Below are 15,317 nucleotides of genomic sequence, written 5' to 3'. Positions count from 1 at the left end.
ACTATGACCCACGCCGCCGAAGCCGCTGCTACCGAAGCCGCGACCCGCGATGTACAGCTGACTCGCTGGATCGCGACGATCGCAGGCCTACTCGGGTTCTTCCTGTCGATCGCCACACCGTTGCTGCCGGTCGTACAAACCACCGCGACGTTGAACTGGCCGCAGCAGGGGCAGCTGAACAACGTGACCGCGCCGCTGATTTCGCAGGTGCCGGTGACGATGACGGTCAACGTGCCGTGCACGGTGGTGCGCTCGATGCCGCCCGCAGGCGGGATGGTCTTGGGTACTGCGCCGAAGAACGGCAAGGACGCCGCGCTTCAGGCGCTGTTCGTCAACGTCACCAGGGATCGGGTGGACGTTACTGACCGCAATGTGGTGATCGCCAGTGTCCCACGCGCCCAAGTGGTTTCGCCCCGATGCCAGCGGATCGAAATCACCTCCTCGCATGCCGGCACTTTCGCCACGTTTGTCGGATTGACGGATCCGGCCGGCCGGCCGCTGCGCAGCGGTTTCAACGATCCGAACCTGCGCCCGCAGATCGTCGGGGTGTTCACCGACCTGACCGGCCCGGCGCCGTCAGGTCTGAAGTTTTCAGCCAGCATCGACACCAGATTCTCCACTCGCCCAACACTTCTCAAGCTGGCTGCGATCGTGGTGGCAATCGGTTCGACGGTGGTGGCGCTGGTGGCGCTGTGGCGCCTGGACCAGCTGGACGGCCGCCGGATGCGCCGGCTCATCCCAGCCACCTGGCGCGGTTTCACGCTGGTAGATGCCACGGTGATATTCGCGTTCCTGCTGTGGCATGTGATCGGTGCGAACTCTTCCGACGACGGCTACATCCTGGGCATGGCCCGCGTCGCCGACCACGCCGGCTACATGTCCAACTACTTCCGCTGGTTCGGCAGCCCCGAGGATCCGTTCGGCTGGTACTACAACCTGTTGGCACTGATGACCCATGTCAGCGACCAGAGCATCTGGATTCGGTTGCCGGACTTGGTCGCCGGGCTGATGTGCTGGCTGCTGTTGTCGCGCGAGGTGCTGCCACGGCTAGGCCCGGCGGTGGCATCCAGCAAGGCCGCGGTGTGGGCGGCGGCGATGGTGCTGCTGACGGCGTGGATGCCGTTCAACAATGGTCTGCGGCCCGAGCCGATCATCGCGCTGGGCTCGCTGATCACCTATGTGCTAATCGAGCGGTCCATGCGCTACAGCCGGATGACCCCCGCGGCGCTGGCGGTGGTGGCCGCGGCGTTCACGCTCGGTATCCAGCCCACCGGGCTGATCGCGGTGGCGGCACTGGTCGCCGGCGGTCGGCCGATCTTGCGGATTCTGGTGCGCCGGCATCGGCTGGTCGGTACCTGGCCGCTGGTCGCGCCGCTGTTGGCGGCGGGGTTTGTCGTGCTGACCGTGGTATTCGCCGACCAGACACTGGCAACGGTGTTGGAGGCCACCAGGATTCGCAGCTCGATCGGCCCCAGCCAGGCTTGGTACACCGAGAACCTGCGCTACTACTACCTGATCTTGCCCACCGTCGACGGGTCGCTGTCACGTCGGTTCGGGTTCTTGATCACCGCGCTGTGCTTATTTGCCGCGGTGTTTATCATGTTGCGGCGCAAGCGGGTTCCTGGAGTGGCCCGCGGACCGGCCTGGCGGCTGATGGGTGTCATCTTCGGCACCATGTTCTTCTTGATGTTCACCCCCACCAAGTGGGTGCACCACTTTGGGTTGTTCGCCGCGGTAGGTGCGGCGATGGCGGCGCTCACGACGGTGCTGGTGTCGCCGAAGGTGCTGCGCTGGTCGCGCAACCGGATGGCGTTCCTGGCTGCGCTGATGTTCCTGCTGGCACTGTGCTTCGCCACCACCAACGGGTGGTGGTATGTGTCCAGCTACGGCGTGCCGTTCAACAGCTCGATGCCGAAGATCGACGGAATCACCATCAGCACAATCTTTTTCGTGCTTTTCGCGCTGGTCGCCCTGTACGCGATCTGGTTGCACTTCGCTCCGCGCGACCGCGGGGGAGGGCCGAGTAGCGCGAGCCCTGACCGCGGCGCCGGTGCCGATCGCCGCGGGGGTTCATGGCAGTACTGTTCGTCGCGACGATGGTGACCGGGATCGTGCGCCAGTACCCAACCTATTCCAACGGCTGGGCCAACCTGCGGGCGTTCACCGGCGGCTGCGGGCTGGCCGACGACGTGCTGGTAGAGCCGGACGCCAACGCCGGTTTCATGGCGGCGCTGCCGGGCAACTACGGTGCGCTGGGGCCGTTGGGAGGGGTCAACCCGGTAGGGTTCACCCCGGATGGCGTTCCGGAACACACTGTCGCAGAGGCGATCCGGGAGCATCCCCTGCCCAAGCCGGGTACCGACTACGACTGGGACGCCCCGACCAGGCTGCAAACCCCCGGCACCAACGGTTCTCGGGTGCCGTTGCCGTACGGCCTCGACCCGGCCCGCGTTCCGCTGGCCGGCAGCTACACCACCGGCCCGCAACAACAGAGCCTGCTCACCTCGGCGTGGTATCAGCTGCCGGCACCCGACAAGGGCCATCCGCTGGTGGTGGTCACCGCGGCGGGAAAGATCACCGGCAACAGCGTGCTGCACGGGCATACCACCGGGCAGACGGTGGTGTTGGAGCTGGGCAGACCCGGCCCTGATGGCGTTCCGGTGCCGTCCGGTCGGCTGGTGCCCTACGACCTGTACGGAGAACAACCCAAGGCCTGGCGTAACCTGCGTTTCCCCCGCTCCGAGATCCCGCCGGAGGTGACGGCGGTCCGCGTGGTCGCCGAGGACCTGTCGCTGACGCCGGAGGACTGGATCGCGGTGACCCCGCCGCGGGTGCCTGACCTGCGCTCGCTGCAGGAGTACGTCGGCTCCTCGCAGCCGGTGTTGATGGACTGGGCTGTCGGGCTTGCCTTTCCGTGCCAACGGCCGATGCTGCACGCCTACGGCGTCACCGAGATTCCGAAGTTCCGCATCACCCCGGATTACACAGCCAAGAAGCAGGACACCGACACCTGGGAGGACGGCACCAACGGCGGCCTGCTCGGCATCACCGACCTGCTGCTGCGGGCCCACGTCATGGCGACATACCTGTCGCGGGACTGGGGCCGCGACTGGGGTTCGCTGCGCAAGTTCGACACCATCGTCAATGCCCAGCCCGCGCGGCTGGATTTAGGCAGTGCGACGCGCGCCGGCTGGTGGTCGCCGGGACAGATTCGCATCAAGGCGTAACCGCGATTCCTGGCCCGTTGAATGCGATTCCCGTCCGACGTTTCGTCGAAGCATCCACCGCCTGCGCGAACGGGCGCAGTTGCACTGGCTTTTGGGCGTGTCGGTGCGCAGAGGCGCCCGCTCGCGCGGGCCATCGAAGTTCTGTGTGTCGTCGCGCTGTTCGCCGCACCTGCCGGCGCATGCACGGCCCCGTCGAAAACCGGTGCCCAACCACCGGCGAAGCAGCTTAACCTTAACTACGTCGCGATGGGCGACTCGGCCGCCGCGTCGCCCGGATTTCTGCGGCGATCACCGCCCGAGTGCCGTTGTGGGCGGCGGTGATCGACGACATCCGCGCCAAAGCACCGGCCGCGCGGATCATCTTGGTGGGCTACCTGACGTATATCCGGCCTGGTGGTTGCTTTCCGGTCCAGCCGGCGGTGTCCAAGGACGCCGACTACTTTCAGGCGAAGGTCGACGAACTCGACGACCGGCAAAAGCAGTTGGCCGCAGAGAAGCACATCGACTTCTTCGACACCAGGCCGCTGTCGGTGGGCCACGACATGTGCGCGCCGATCAGTCAGCGCTACGTGGAAGGCTTCGATCCCGCGAATCCCGCTGCGCCGCTTCACCCCAACGCTAGGGGCGCCACCGCTATCGGTAACGCGCTCGCCGACTACATCGGCTAGACGCGCGATCAGCGCGTCGTTACCGATCCCGTCGCGCAAGCTTCGATTTCGATCGTCCGCATCGCCTCGGCCGGCCGCTCGCAGGATCACTGTTCGAATTCGGCTGGGCGAACGAGTTGGTCGCGAAGTTCAGCAATCTCTTATCCGAAGCCGACACCTGCGAAGCGCAGCTTCGCCTGCGTGGGCCAAGCCGGTCGGGCGCGTCCATGTCGCGCACCGCGTTTCGCAAGCTTTCGCCAACCTCCTCCTCGGTGCCACGGCCGTGCAGCCGGTGCCCGGTGCTGAAGCTTCACTTTCACGTCGTCATCCAACTGACGGATCACGATCTACGGCACCAACCAGATATTTCGCAGTAGTTATTGGTCCGAACACCGAATAGCCGCAGCGCCAGGTCATTCTGTCGACCGCCACGATGATGGGACCACCTTGAGCGGGGTTTAGCCAGTCGCATGGGACCACCCGTTTGCCAGTGATGGGACCACCGGCGTGTCGTACGTCCGGGGTCGCTCGATTACTGGGTCGGATCACTTCATGTCGATCGATGTGAAGGAGGTCCGCTGAATGTATCGGGAGGTTTCGGTGATCGAGGTACGTGAGTTGTTGCGGGTGTGGATGTCGGGGCGGCTTGCGCCGGGTGGCTGCGTTGGCCGGGGTGGATCGTAAGACCGCACGCAGCTATACGAATGCGGCGGCGCTGGCCGGGTTGGACCGCGGTGGTGCTCTTGATCAGCTCACCGATGAGCTGATCGGCGCGGTGATCGAGGCGGTGCGGCCGGACCGGCCGGATGGCCACGGCCAAGTGTGGGAAGTGTTGCGCGCCAATCACGATCAGATCGTCAAGTGGGTGGAAGAGGGCCTGACGGTGGTCAAGATCTGTGACCTGTTGGAGCGGCGCGGCACGGCGGTGCCCCAGCGGACGTTGCACCGGTACTGCACGCAGTGCACCGAGTACCGGGGCCGTCGCAGCGCTGGCACGGTGCCGGTGGTCGATGGTGAGCCCGGCGTGGAGTGCCAGATCGACTTCGGCCGGATGGGCAAGATCTTTGATGCCGAATCGGGGCGCAACCGAGTGGTGCACGCGCTGATCTTCACCGCGGTGTATTCGAGGCACATGTTCGTGTGGCTGACGTTTAACCAGACGCTGGAGGCGATTGTCGCCGGCTGCGAGGCGGCCTGGCAGTTCTTTGGCGGTGTCTTCAAGGTGTTGATCCCTGATAACATGACACCGATTGTGCCCAAGGCAGATTCGACCGATCCGCAGTTCAGTGTGGGTTGGACGGAGTACTCGCAGGTCCGTGGATTCTTCACCGATCCGGCCCGGGTTCGTCACCCCAGGACAAGCCGCGGGTGGAACGTATGGTCCAGTACGTGCGGGGCAACTTCTTCGCCGGCGAAGACTTCGCCGACCTCGCCGACGCTCAGGCCCGAGCCCAGGTGTGGTGTGCCGGCAAGGCCGCCAGCGCATCCACGGCACCACCTGTCAACGCCCGGCGGTGGTGTTCGCCGAGCGCGAGGCCGCACTGCTGCTGCCCGCCCCAGCAGCGGTCTACCAGGTGCCGATCTACGCTGAAGCCAAGGTGCACCGCGACTACCACATTCAAGTCGATCGGGCATTGTATTCAATCCCCGAACACCTTCGCGGGCAGACCGTTTCGGTGCGCGCCGACGGCGAGTTGGTCAAGGCGTTCCACGGCGGAAAGCTGGTCAAGACTCATCCCCGCCAGCCCGCCGGCGGACGTTGCACCGACCCGGCTGATCTGCCCGCTGACAAGACCGGCTACGCGATGCGGGACCTGACCCGGCTGATCGCCACCGCGGCCGCCACGGGGCTGATATCGGCATCTACGCCGAACGTCTGCTCGATCACCAGCTGCCGTGGACACGCATGCGCCAGGTGTACCGGTTGTTGGGGCTGGTCAAACGCTACGGCGCGGCCCCGGTGAACACCGCCTGCGGGCGGGCATTGGAGCTCGATGTGGTCTCGGTGTCCAAGATCGCCGCGATGCTGCACAAGGCCACCGAGAACACCCCAGCCGAGGCGCCGCGGGCGGCCACCGGGCTGGCTCCGGCCCGGTTTGCCCGCGACCCGGGTGAATACCGCAGCCAAGGCAGGCAGCGGCCCGACTGGATGAGCGTCATCGACGGCGGCGCCACCCCCACCGGTCGCAACGCAACCCAGGGGCTGTGATCGGCATGGCGACCAAACCTGTTGTCACCGACCCGATCTCGACTGACCTCAAGCGAGTGATGCGCCAACTCAAACTTGGGCGGATGCTCGACACCCTGCCCGAGCGGCTCACCTTGGCTCACCAGCGGCACCTGTCACACGCGGCTTTTTTGGAGCTGATCCTCGCCGATGAGGCCACCCGCCGCGACAACAGCTCAGCCGCCCGCCGCGCCCGCGAGGCCGGCCTGGATGCGACCATGCGCCTGGATTCCTGGGACGATTCGGCCGCCGTCAGCTACGACCGCACCCTGTGGACCGACTTGACCAGCCTGCGGTTTCTCGACGGCCCCCACGGCGCTCTGCTGCTGGGACCGGTCGGGGTAGGCAAAACGCATCTGGCCACCACACTCGGACACATCGCCGTGCGGCGACGCATCCCCACCCTGATGTTGCGTGCTGATGCAATGTTCAAGCGGCTCAAAGCATCCCGACTCGACAACAGCACCGAAGCCGAGATGCGCCGCCTGGCTCAAGTCCGGCTGCTGATCATCGACGACTTCGCCCTGCAGCCGATGGACGCTACCGCGACCGCCGACTTCTACGAGCTTGTCGTGGCCCGCCACCAGCGAGGCTCCACCGTGCTGACCTCCAACCGCAGCCCTGACGAATGGCTGGCCGTCATGACCGACCCCCTGCTGGCCCAATCCGCTGTCGACAGGGTCACCTCAACAGCGCATGAACTCATCATCGAAGGACAGTCCTACCGGCGCCGCCAAAAGCCCTCAGTTGACACCAGGCCGAACGACCGCCGATCATCGCCAGTGAGCCAAACAGGTGGTCCCTAGTTGCTGGCCAACCGGTGGTCCCATCCTCGTGGCAAATGACAGTCATTCCGGCGGCAGCTGCCCGGGTGGCATGTCAAGAACCTTCTGCATCAAGACGCACTGTCCAGTTATCATCAGCCCGGCGCCGTTGATCTGCAAGATGCGGAAGGTGTACTCGTTGCCCTCGATCTGGTAATCCCGCTTGGTGCTTTCGTTGAACAGCGAGGACTCACCCTCCTTAGGCTTGACGCCGAACTTTGCCGCCTCCTGGCGCAAGATGTCGATGGCGGTATCGAACTGGCTCGCTGTGAAGGGGTTGTTTCCGCGATGTGCACCGCCGTGCTGGTGAGATGCTTGCGGGCATTCTCATAGGAGCCCCGCAGGCGAAGCTGATCGATGAGCTGAACCTTCTGCTGATCGGTGAGCCTAATCGGTTCGTAGGGGTTATCCATTCCGCATCCTCCGCCCAAGACCATCACCATCGCGATCGCTGCAGCCAGTCGTGTCGTCATCTTTCTCCCTAACGCTGGGGCAGGGTCTCGCGAACGGCCAGATCCGGTTTGCCGAGCAAGATTGTGGCCAGGTTGTAGCCGGTCATCCGCCGCAGCGCGTCGCGGCCATAGTCGGAATGGCCGTGCGCCGCGCTCTTGTAGCCGTCCAGCGGGGTTGCTCCGGCCTGCGTCTCCAGGTGGGGGAAGCGGTAACGGTCGGTGTCTCCAAAGATGATCTGGTTCGGATCCGCGCCTGCTCCTGCCGGGCAGCCCGCTCCGCGGCTGTCGCGGCCTTATGGCGATCGGTGACCGAAAGGTCTTCGCCGACACCGAATCCCGCTGCGCGAGCATCCTCGACCGCATACCGCACCCGCGCGCTGGCGGCCTCGAGATCGGAGGCCCCGCTGCGGGCCAGCCGAGCCGCTTCGTGCGCCCGCTCAGCGAGTCCCTTGACCTTTTCCTTGTCCATGCCGGTGCGGTTTCTGCAGCGCCGCAGCAGCATCGCTTTCCCAGTCAACCATGAAGCTGTCTTGCCACACCTGGATGAACGCCTCGGTCCACCGGTTGCCAATCCCGGTCCAGCGTTCGGTCGCCTCGATGAGATGTTCGGTGGGCCAGTCCATCAGCTGAGACAGCCCGGGCGACGACAAGCTAGCCACGGCGTTTTCCGAGCGCCACCATCTTGCTCGCCGAGGCAGCCTCGTTGGTGTCGTAATGCTCTGCGGACTGGGCAACCTTCGCCGCACCAGCCCGGACCCGAGAGCCCAGCATCGCAGAGGCCGCACTGATCTCGGCATCTCCGGCTGCCACCGCCGTCGCGCTCGCGCATGAGGCCGCCGTAACTTCGGGAGTCTCAATCTGAAGATTGCCAGCCATTGACGCCCAGCGGGCAGACATGGCCCGAAGAGCTTCGGTGTCGACCCGGAGCGCCTTCGCCGACATCACGACCTCCTCGTCTGGGGTCTGAGGTCATCCCTAGGTGGCTCAACACTCTACCGGGAAGTCCGCTGGCAGCAACTCCGCGACCGGGAACAGTTGCGGATAGGTTCGCGGCGTGTCCAGGCGCTGATGAGGGAACTCGCGATGCCGTGGCGAGCAGACGCACAATCCCCTGATTTCGGCACGAAATCGGGGATTGTGCGTCTGTTCGCCCTAAATCGGGATCAGCGCGTGCTTGCGCTGAACGTGCTGAACTTGCTTGTCCCGCAACAGGTGTAGCGCTTTGCGCAGCAGCAGCCGAGTCTGATGTGGCTCGATGACCGCGTCGATGAACCCCCGCTCGGCAGCGATCCATGGCGTGGCCATGTTGAGGTTGTAGTTCTCGATGAAACTCTGCTTGATCGCCTGCGCCTCAGGGGTAGTCGGGTCGGGAAAGCGTTTCATCAGCAGCTGCGCCGCGCCCTCGGCGCCGATCACCGCGATCCGCGCCGTCGGCCACGCGAAGTTCAAGTCTGCAGTCAGCTGCTTGGACCCCATCACCGCGTACGCCCCGCCGTAGGACTTGCGCACGGTGATCGTCACCTTCGGCACGTCGGCCTCGACGACCGCATACAGGAATCGGCCGCCGCGCTTGATGATTCCGCGCTTCTCTTGCTCGGCGCCGGGCAGGAACCCCGGGGTGTCGACCACGAAGATCAGCGGCAGGTTCATGGTGTCGCAAAATCGGATGAACCGCGCCGCCTTGTCGGAGGCTTCGTTGTCGATCGACCCGGACAACACCATCGGCTGGTTGGCGACCACGCCGACCGGTCGCCCGTCGACGCGGGCGAACCCGGTGATGATGGCTTGCCCGGCCTGCGCGCCGACGTCGAGGAAATCCCCGTCGTCGAAGAGCCGCAGCAGGATCTCGTGCATGTCGTAGACCGCGTTGTCGCTGTCCGGCACGATCGAATCCAACTCGAGGTCGTGCGGCGTGATCTCCGGCTCCAGACCGGGATTGACGATCGGCGGGTCGTCGAAGCAGTTCGACGGCAGGAACGACAGGAACTCGCGCACGTATTGAAACGCTGCGGCTTCCGAGTCGACGACCTGGTGGATGTTGCCGTAGCGGGCCTGCGCCTCGGCGCCGCCGAGCTCGTCGAGGGTGACGTCCTCGCCGGTGACTTCCTTGATCACGTCAGGGCCGGTGACGAACATGTAGCCCTGGTCCCGCACCGCAACTATGAGATCGTCCTGGATCGGCGAATATACCGCTCCCCCAGCGCATTTACCGAAGATAAGAGAAATCTGCGGGACCAGGCCGGTGAGCCGTTCGTGGCGGGCGCCCAGCTCGGCGTACCAAGCCAGCGAGGTGACCGCATCCTGGATGCGGGCGCCGCCGGAGTCGTTGATGCCGATGATCGGGCAGGCCACCTTCGCGCACCACTCCATCAGGTGAGCGACCTTGCGGCCGAACATTTCTCCGACCGTGCCGCCGAATACCGTTTGGTCGTGGGAGAACACGCCGACGGGGCGACCGTTGATGGTGCCGTGGCCGGTGACCACACCGTCGCCGTACAACGCGTTGGGATCTCCCGGCGTGCGGCACAATGCCCCGATCTCCAAGAAGCTGCCCGGATCGAGTAGGGCGTGGATGCGGGCGCGGGCGCTGGGGATGCCCTTCTTGTCGCGCTTGGCAGCAGCCTTCTCGCCGCCGGGTTCCTTTGCCAGCTCAAGCTTTTCGTGCAGTTCGGCCAGCAGCTCGGCGGTCGTCTTCGTGCTCACTTGCGCGCCTTCTGTTCGGCTTCGATCCTGTTGAGCACCTCGGTCATGTGTACCCCTACCTTCGCGATGTACGGCTCGTCGATGGCTTGGATGTGCTCGCCGCCGATGTGCACGATCTCCAGATCGGACACGTACTCGCCCCAGCCGCCGTCGGGCTGGCGAACGGCGTACCGCGGCTCGAACATGATCGCGTCATCGTGGTAGCGGTCGGCCATGTACAGCGTGACGTGGCCGTCGTACGGCTGGATCTGCACGGTGTCCAGGGCCCGGTTGTCCAGGTACGACGTACGCTGGTGTTCGATGATCCCGCCCGGGATCTGCACGCCGCTGGCCTTGACCGCATCGAGCACGAAGCGCACCTGACCCTCGTCGTCGAGCTGCTCAAGCTGCTCGTACGGAATCTCGGGGATGGTGACGTTGAAGTTCCGTTCGGCGAAGCGGGCGTAGCGGTCCCAGCGCTTGCGGATCTCCTCCTTGGTCTGCGGAATCTCCTCACCGGGCCGCACGGTGTCGATCAGCCCGACGAACGGCACGTCGCAACCGAGGCGCTTCAGCCCGACCGCGCACGCGTAGGCCAGCGCCCCGCCCAGCGACCAGCCCGCCAACACGAACGGCCCGTCGCCCTGCATCTGCACCAGCCGCGGCACGTAGCGCATCGCGCGTTCCTCGATCGAGCCCTCGACCCGCTCGAAGCCGTACATCGGTGTGTCCGCCGGCAGCCGGTTGAGCAGCGGCTCGTACACCACCGTCGACCCGCCGGCCGGGTGGAACACGAACACCGGGACCCTGCTCGAGCCCTCCGGACGTGCCCGCAACGTGCGGACGAACCCGTCGACCTGCCCGGCCTCCAAATGCTCGCGCACCTTCTCGGCCAACGCCTCGATGGTCTCGGCGGTTTTGACGTCCTCGGCGGTGATCGGCCCGTCGGCGCGTTCGGCGAGGCGCTGCGCCATCTTGGCGGCGGTGTCGTCGTCGAGCTCGGGCAGCGGGTTGAAGATGCCGCCCGGCGACTTGCCGGTGACGATCGCCCACGTCGCGAACGTCACCCGCTCGGCCGCATCACGCGGCGGCACATCGGAGCCGAGCACCTCGGCGACCGCCTGCTGGTTGAGCGTTGAGACGTCCGCCTTCACCGGCCCCGCGGGCTGATCCGCCGGGGGCGGTGGCGGCACTGCGGCCTCTGTCGTCGGCTCAGCCTGGCTAGCCGGTGCCGGCGCGGCGGCCTGGGTGGCGCCGCTGAGCAGCCGCGCCTGCTCGGCGGCGATTTCTTCGGCGCTCTTGGTCTTCTGGTACTCGTGCAGCTGCTGCACCTCGTCACGGTGCTCGACCGCATACTCGATCAGCTTCTCGACGTTATAGAGGTTCGCGTCGCGGACAGCCTGCAATTGGATTGGCGGCAAATCGAAGTCGTACTCGACCCGGTTCTTGATCCGCACCGCCATCAGCGAGTCCAAACCCAGCTCGATCAGCGGCACCTCCCACGGCAGGTCCTCGGGCTCGTAGCCCATCGCCGCCGACACGATCGTGGCCAGCCGGTCATGAATCGTCTCACCGGAATCCGGTGACCACTTGGTGAAGCCGGCCGGCATGTTGCGCAACGTGAGGCTGTCCTGCAGGGTTTCGGCCTCGGGCTCTTCCTCCACAGGGGCCGCCGGCGCAGTCACCGTCGACGCGATGGCCGAGCCGGCACCCACCGCGGTCGGCAACACCGCCGCTTGGCCGCTACGGCTCACTAGGGCGTCGTAGACCAGGGTGAACGATTCGTCGATACGGGCATGCACCTGCACCGACGCGCCACCAGGGTGGCGGGTCAGCGTCGTCACCAACCGTGCGCCCGCACCGGGCACCGCCCGCTGCTCGGCGGCCACCAGTTGGACATCCGGAAGCACTTGCGCCGCAGCAGCTTTCACCAACGCTGCCAAATCGGTCTCACCGCGCGGCGCGTACTCCCAGACGTGGCGGCCGTCGGGCAGCACCACATGGGTGCCGGGCATGATCACCGAGCCGTCGCCGGAGAAGTGGGCGTCGAGCCAATGCTCTTTGCGCTTGAACCGGGTCGGCGGAATGTTGGCATAGTCCTCCGGGCCCTGCGCGCGGGTGAACAGGGTGCGCATGTCCAGATCGTGGCCGTGCACGTAGAGCTGGGCCATCGCCTGCGTCATCGAGTCGACCTCGTCCTGCTTACGGGCCAGCGTCGGGATCAGTTGCGCATCAGGCAAACCCGCCGCCGCCGTCGTGAGACCCACCTGCATCAGCGCGACCGGGTTGGGTGCGAGCTCCACAAACGTGGTGTGCCCGTTGTCGACCGCGTTGCGGATGCCGTGGGTGAAGTAGACCGAATGCCGCAGGCCCTTCTTCCAGTACTCGACGTCGTGGATGGTCTCACCGGGCTTGATGTAGCGGCCCTCGTGCACAGTCGAGAAGTATCCGATCGTGATGGGATGCGGCTCGATGCCTTGCAATTCGGCGGACAGCTCGCCGAGCAGCGGATCCATCTGCGAGGTGTGGCTGGCGCCCTTGGTTTGGAACTTGCGGGCGAACTTGCCCTCTTTTTCACAGCGTTCGATGATCGCGTCGACCTGCGCGGGCGGTCCGCCGATCACGGTTTGCCCCGGCGCGGCGTAGACGCACACCTCCAGGTCGGGAAAGTCGGAGAACACCGTCTTTATCTCGTCGGCGGAGTATTCGACCAGCGCCATCAGCCGGATGTACTCGCCGAACAGCATCGCCTCGCCCTCGCCCATCAGATGCGAGCGCGAGCAGATTGCGCGGGTGGCATCGGCCAGCGACAGCCCGCCGGCGAAATAGGCAGCGGCCGCCTCACCGAGCGACTGGCCCACCACCGCGGCGGGACGCGCGCCGTGGTGCTTGAGCAGCTCACCCAACGCGACCTGGATCGCGAAGATGGTGACCTGGGTGGTCTCGATGCCGTAATCGACAGAGTCGTCGAGAATCATCTCGACGATCGAATAGCCGCGCTCGAATTGCACATAGGCGTCGACTTTGTCGATCCACTCGGCGAATACCGGGTTGCGCAGGTAGAGGTTCTTGGCCATCTTGCGGTGCTGGGCGCCGAACCCGGCCAGCACCCACACCGGGCCGCTGGTGACCGGCCCGTCGGCGCTGTACACGTTCGGGGCCTGCTTGCCCTCGGCGACCGCCCGCAGACCCTTGATCGCCTCCTCGTGGGTGCGGGCCAGCACCACTGCGCGCGAGCGCCCGTGGTTGCGCCGCGACAGCGCGCGCCCGATCGACTCCAACGACGACGCCTGCCCCTCAGGGCTTTCCATCCAGTCGGCCAGTTCCGCAGCGGCGGCCTTCTTACGGGACGTCAAAAACGCCGAAATCGCCAGCGGCACAAGAGGAGTCACCGGTCCAGCGTCCTGAAGCTCTTGCAGCGCGATTTCTTTGAGCCGCTTGGCCTCGTCAGTCAGCCCAGGCAGCGCGGGTTCGTCGAATCCGGCGGGGTGCTCCTCGATGAACCCGCCGAACTCGTCGAAGCGGCCCGCCGGGGTCTGCGTCTCCGCCTGCCCATTAGGCTGCGCCACTTCGGCTTCGGACTCGGGCTCATCCCGCTCGACCACGTCGCGGGGCAGCACCTCGCGCAACACCATGTGCGCGTTGGTGCCGCCGAACCCGAAGCTGGACACCCCGGCTATCGCATAGCCGCTGTAGCGCGGCCAGTCGCCGATCGTATCCAAAACCTTCAAATGCACCGCGTCGAAGTCGATGTGCGGGTTGGGCCCGGCATAGTTGATCGACGGTGGCAGCTTGTCGTGGGCCAGCGCGAGCACCACCTTGGCCAGGCTGGCCACCCCGGCCGCCGATTCCAGGTGCCCGATATTGGTTTTCACCGCGCCCAACAGCGCCGGCTTGTCGGCGGGACGGCCCTTGCCGACCACGCGGCCCAACGCCTCGGCCTCGATCGGGTCGCCGAGGATGGTGCCGGTGCCGTGCGCCTCGATGTAATCGACCGTGCGCGGGTTGATGCCAGCGTCCTTGTAAGCCCGGCGCAGCACGTCGGCCTGCGCGTCAGGGTTGGGGATCAGCAGCCCGGACGAGCGCCCATCGTGGTTGACCGCGCTGCCGGCGATCACCGCGAGAATCTGGTCGCCGTCGCGGCGCGCATCCTCGACCCGCTTGAGCACCACCATCCCGGCGCCCTCCGAGCGGGTGTAGCCGTCGGCGTCGTTCGAGAACGACTTGATCCGCCCATCGGGCGCCAGCACCCCGCCGACCTCGTCGAACCCGACCGTGATTACCGGGGTGATCAGCGCGTTCACCCCGCCGGCCACGGCCACGTCGCATTCGCCGCTGCGCAGCGCCTGCACCGCCTGGTGGGCGGCGACCAACGAACTCGAGCACGCGGTGTCCACCGCGACCGAGGGTCCGCGAAAGTCGTAGAAGTACGAGACCCGGTTGGCGACGATCGAGTGCGCGGTACCGGTGATCGCATACGGATGCGTGACCGTCGGGTCCGACATGGCCAGGAAGCTGTAGTCGTTCACCGATACCCCGATGAACACCCCGACCGCCTCGCCGCGCAGACTCGACGCCGGAATGCGGGCGTTCTCCAGCGCTTCCCACGTCAGCTCCAACGCCATCCGCTGCTGCGGGTCGATGTTGTCGGCCTCGGTCTTCGACAGGGCGAAGAACTCCGAGTCAAACCCCTTGATGTCCTTGAGATAGCCGCCGCGGGTGCGGGCCTTGGCGACCCGCTCGGCGATGCGCGGCTCGTCGAGGAACTCCGACCAACGGCCTTCGGGCGGGTCGGTGATCGCGTCGCGGCCTTCCAGCAGCGCCTGCCAGGTCTCCTCCGGGGTGTTCATGTCGCCGGGGAAACGGGTGGCCAGGCCCACCACCGCGATGTCGGCCCGGTCGCCAGGCCCCGGCCGTGACCAGTCCTCGTCGTCGGCTTCGTCGACCGCGACGGGTTCGCCCTCGACGATGTAGGTGGCCAGCGACTCGATGGTCGGGTGCTGGAACGCCACCGTCGCCGACAAGGTGACCCCGGTGCGGTCTTCGATGTCGGCGGCCATCGCCACGGCGTCGCGCGACGAGAGGCCCAGTTCGACCATCGGGGTGGATTCGTCGATGGCGTCGGGTGACTGGCCGGTGGCTTTGGCCACCCACTCGCGCAGCCACCGCCGCATCTCGGCGACCGTCATATCGGTTCGCGCAGCAGGGGTTTCGGCTGCAGGGGTCTCGCGGATATCAGTTTCGGTGTCGGCCATGCT

The 15,317-nt window shown here is 66.1% G+C and carries 11 protein-coding genes and 1 pseudogene; 6 read left to right on the top strand and 6 right to left on the bottom strand.

From position 1 onward, the window contains the following. The first annotated feature begins 3 nt into the window (after positions 1 to 3). From MYXE_RS01175 to istB, 6 genes and pseudogenes are all read left to right on the top strand, one after another. A pseudogene (locus MYXE_RS01175) lies at positions 4 to 3,227 on the top strand (arabinosyltransferase domain-containing protein). A gap of 299 nt (positions 3,228 to 3,526) precedes the next feature. Further along, entirely contained in the window at positions 3,527 to 3,895 is a 369-nt protein-coding gene (locus MYXE_RS01170) for a GDSL-type esterase/lipase family protein (protein WP_232061700.1), read from the top strand. Between the two features lie 625 nt (positions 3,896 to 4,520). Then, positions 4,521 to 5,465 carry a hypothetical protein gene (locus tag MYXE_RS25040; RefSeq protein WP_332102208.1) on the top strand — a complete coding sequence of 315 codons (945 nt, stop codon included), beginning with the start codon at positions 4,521 to 4,523 and terminating at the stop codon, positions 5,463 to 5,465. Beyond that, positions 5,449 to 5,838, top strand: a complete 390-nt coding sequence (locus MYXE_RS25035) for a Mu transposase domain-containing protein (RefSeq protein ID WP_332102207.1) — start codon at positions 5,449 to 5,451, stop codon at positions 5,836 to 5,838. Before MYXE_RS25040 ends, MYXE_RS25035 begins: the two co-directional genes overlap by 17 nt. Then, entirely contained in the window at positions 5,781 to 6,083 is a 303-nt protein-coding gene (locus MYXE_RS25030; protein WP_332101922.1) for a hypothetical protein, read from the top strand. The genes MYXE_RS25035 and MYXE_RS25030 overlap by 58 nt, the downstream gene beginning before the upstream one ends. Before the next feature lie 5 nt (positions 6,084 to 6,088). Next, a complete protein-coding gene (gene istB / locus MYXE_RS01160; protein ID WP_039890060.1) occupies positions 6,089 to 6,907 on the top strand; it encodes an IS21-like element helper ATPase IstB in 819 nt (272 codons plus the stop codon). 42 nt (positions 6,908 to 6,949) lie between these two features. Here istB and MYXE_RS24135 read toward each other — a convergent pair whose 3' ends face one another. The 6 genes from MYXE_RS24135 to pks13 all read right to left on the bottom strand — a co-directional run bounded on the left by MYXE_RS24135 (position 6,950) and on the right by pks13 (position 15,314). Then, entirely contained in the window at positions 6,950 to 7,162 is a 213-nt protein-coding gene (locus tag MYXE_RS24135) for a hypothetical protein (RefSeq protein ID WP_085197287.1), read from the bottom strand. A gap of 318 nt (positions 7,163 to 7,480) precedes the next feature. Beyond that, positions 7,481 to 7,846, bottom strand: a complete 366-nt coding sequence (locus tag MYXE_RS24130; RefSeq protein WP_172468551.1) for a hypothetical protein — start codon at positions 7,844 to 7,846, stop codon at positions 7,481 to 7,483. Further along, positions 7,815 to 8,036: a hypothetical protein gene (locus tag MYXE_RS01150; protein WP_161552022.1), complete on the bottom strand. Its 222-nt coding sequence runs from the start codon at positions 8,034 to 8,036 to the stop codon at positions 7,815 to 7,817. The genes MYXE_RS24130 and MYXE_RS01150 overlap by 32 nt, the downstream gene beginning before the upstream one ends. Continuing rightward, positions 8,029 to 8,319: a hypothetical protein gene (locus MYXE_RS01145; protein WP_039890546.1), complete on the bottom strand. Its 291-nt coding sequence runs from the start codon at positions 8,317 to 8,319 to the stop codon at positions 8,029 to 8,031. The genes MYXE_RS01150 and MYXE_RS01145 overlap by 8 nt, the downstream gene beginning before the upstream one ends. 210 nt (positions 8,320 to 8,529) lie before the next feature. Continuing rightward, positions 8,530 to 10,080 carry an acyl-CoA carboxylase subunit beta gene (locus tag MYXE_RS01140; protein ID WP_085197289.1) on the bottom strand — a complete coding sequence of 517 codons (1,551 nt, stop codon included), beginning with the start codon at positions 10,078 to 10,080 and terminating at the stop codon, positions 8,530 to 8,532. Beyond that, positions 10,077 to 15,314, bottom strand: a complete 5,238-nt coding sequence (pks13, locus tag MYXE_RS01135) for a polyketide synthase Pks13 (RefSeq protein WP_085197291.1) — start codon at positions 15,312 to 15,314, stop codon at positions 10,077 to 10,079. The genes MYXE_RS01140 and pks13 overlap by 4 nt, the downstream gene beginning before the upstream one ends. Positions 15,315 to 15,317 lie beyond the last annotated feature (3 nt).

Source organism: Mycobacterium xenopi (genome assembly GCF_009936235.1).
GTDB lineage: Bacteria > Actinomycetota > Actinomycetes > Mycobacteriales > Mycobacteriaceae > Mycobacterium > Mycobacterium xenopi.
Note: the sequence above shows the minus strand (reverse complement) of the source record. Positions and strands in the feature narration are given on the sequence as shown.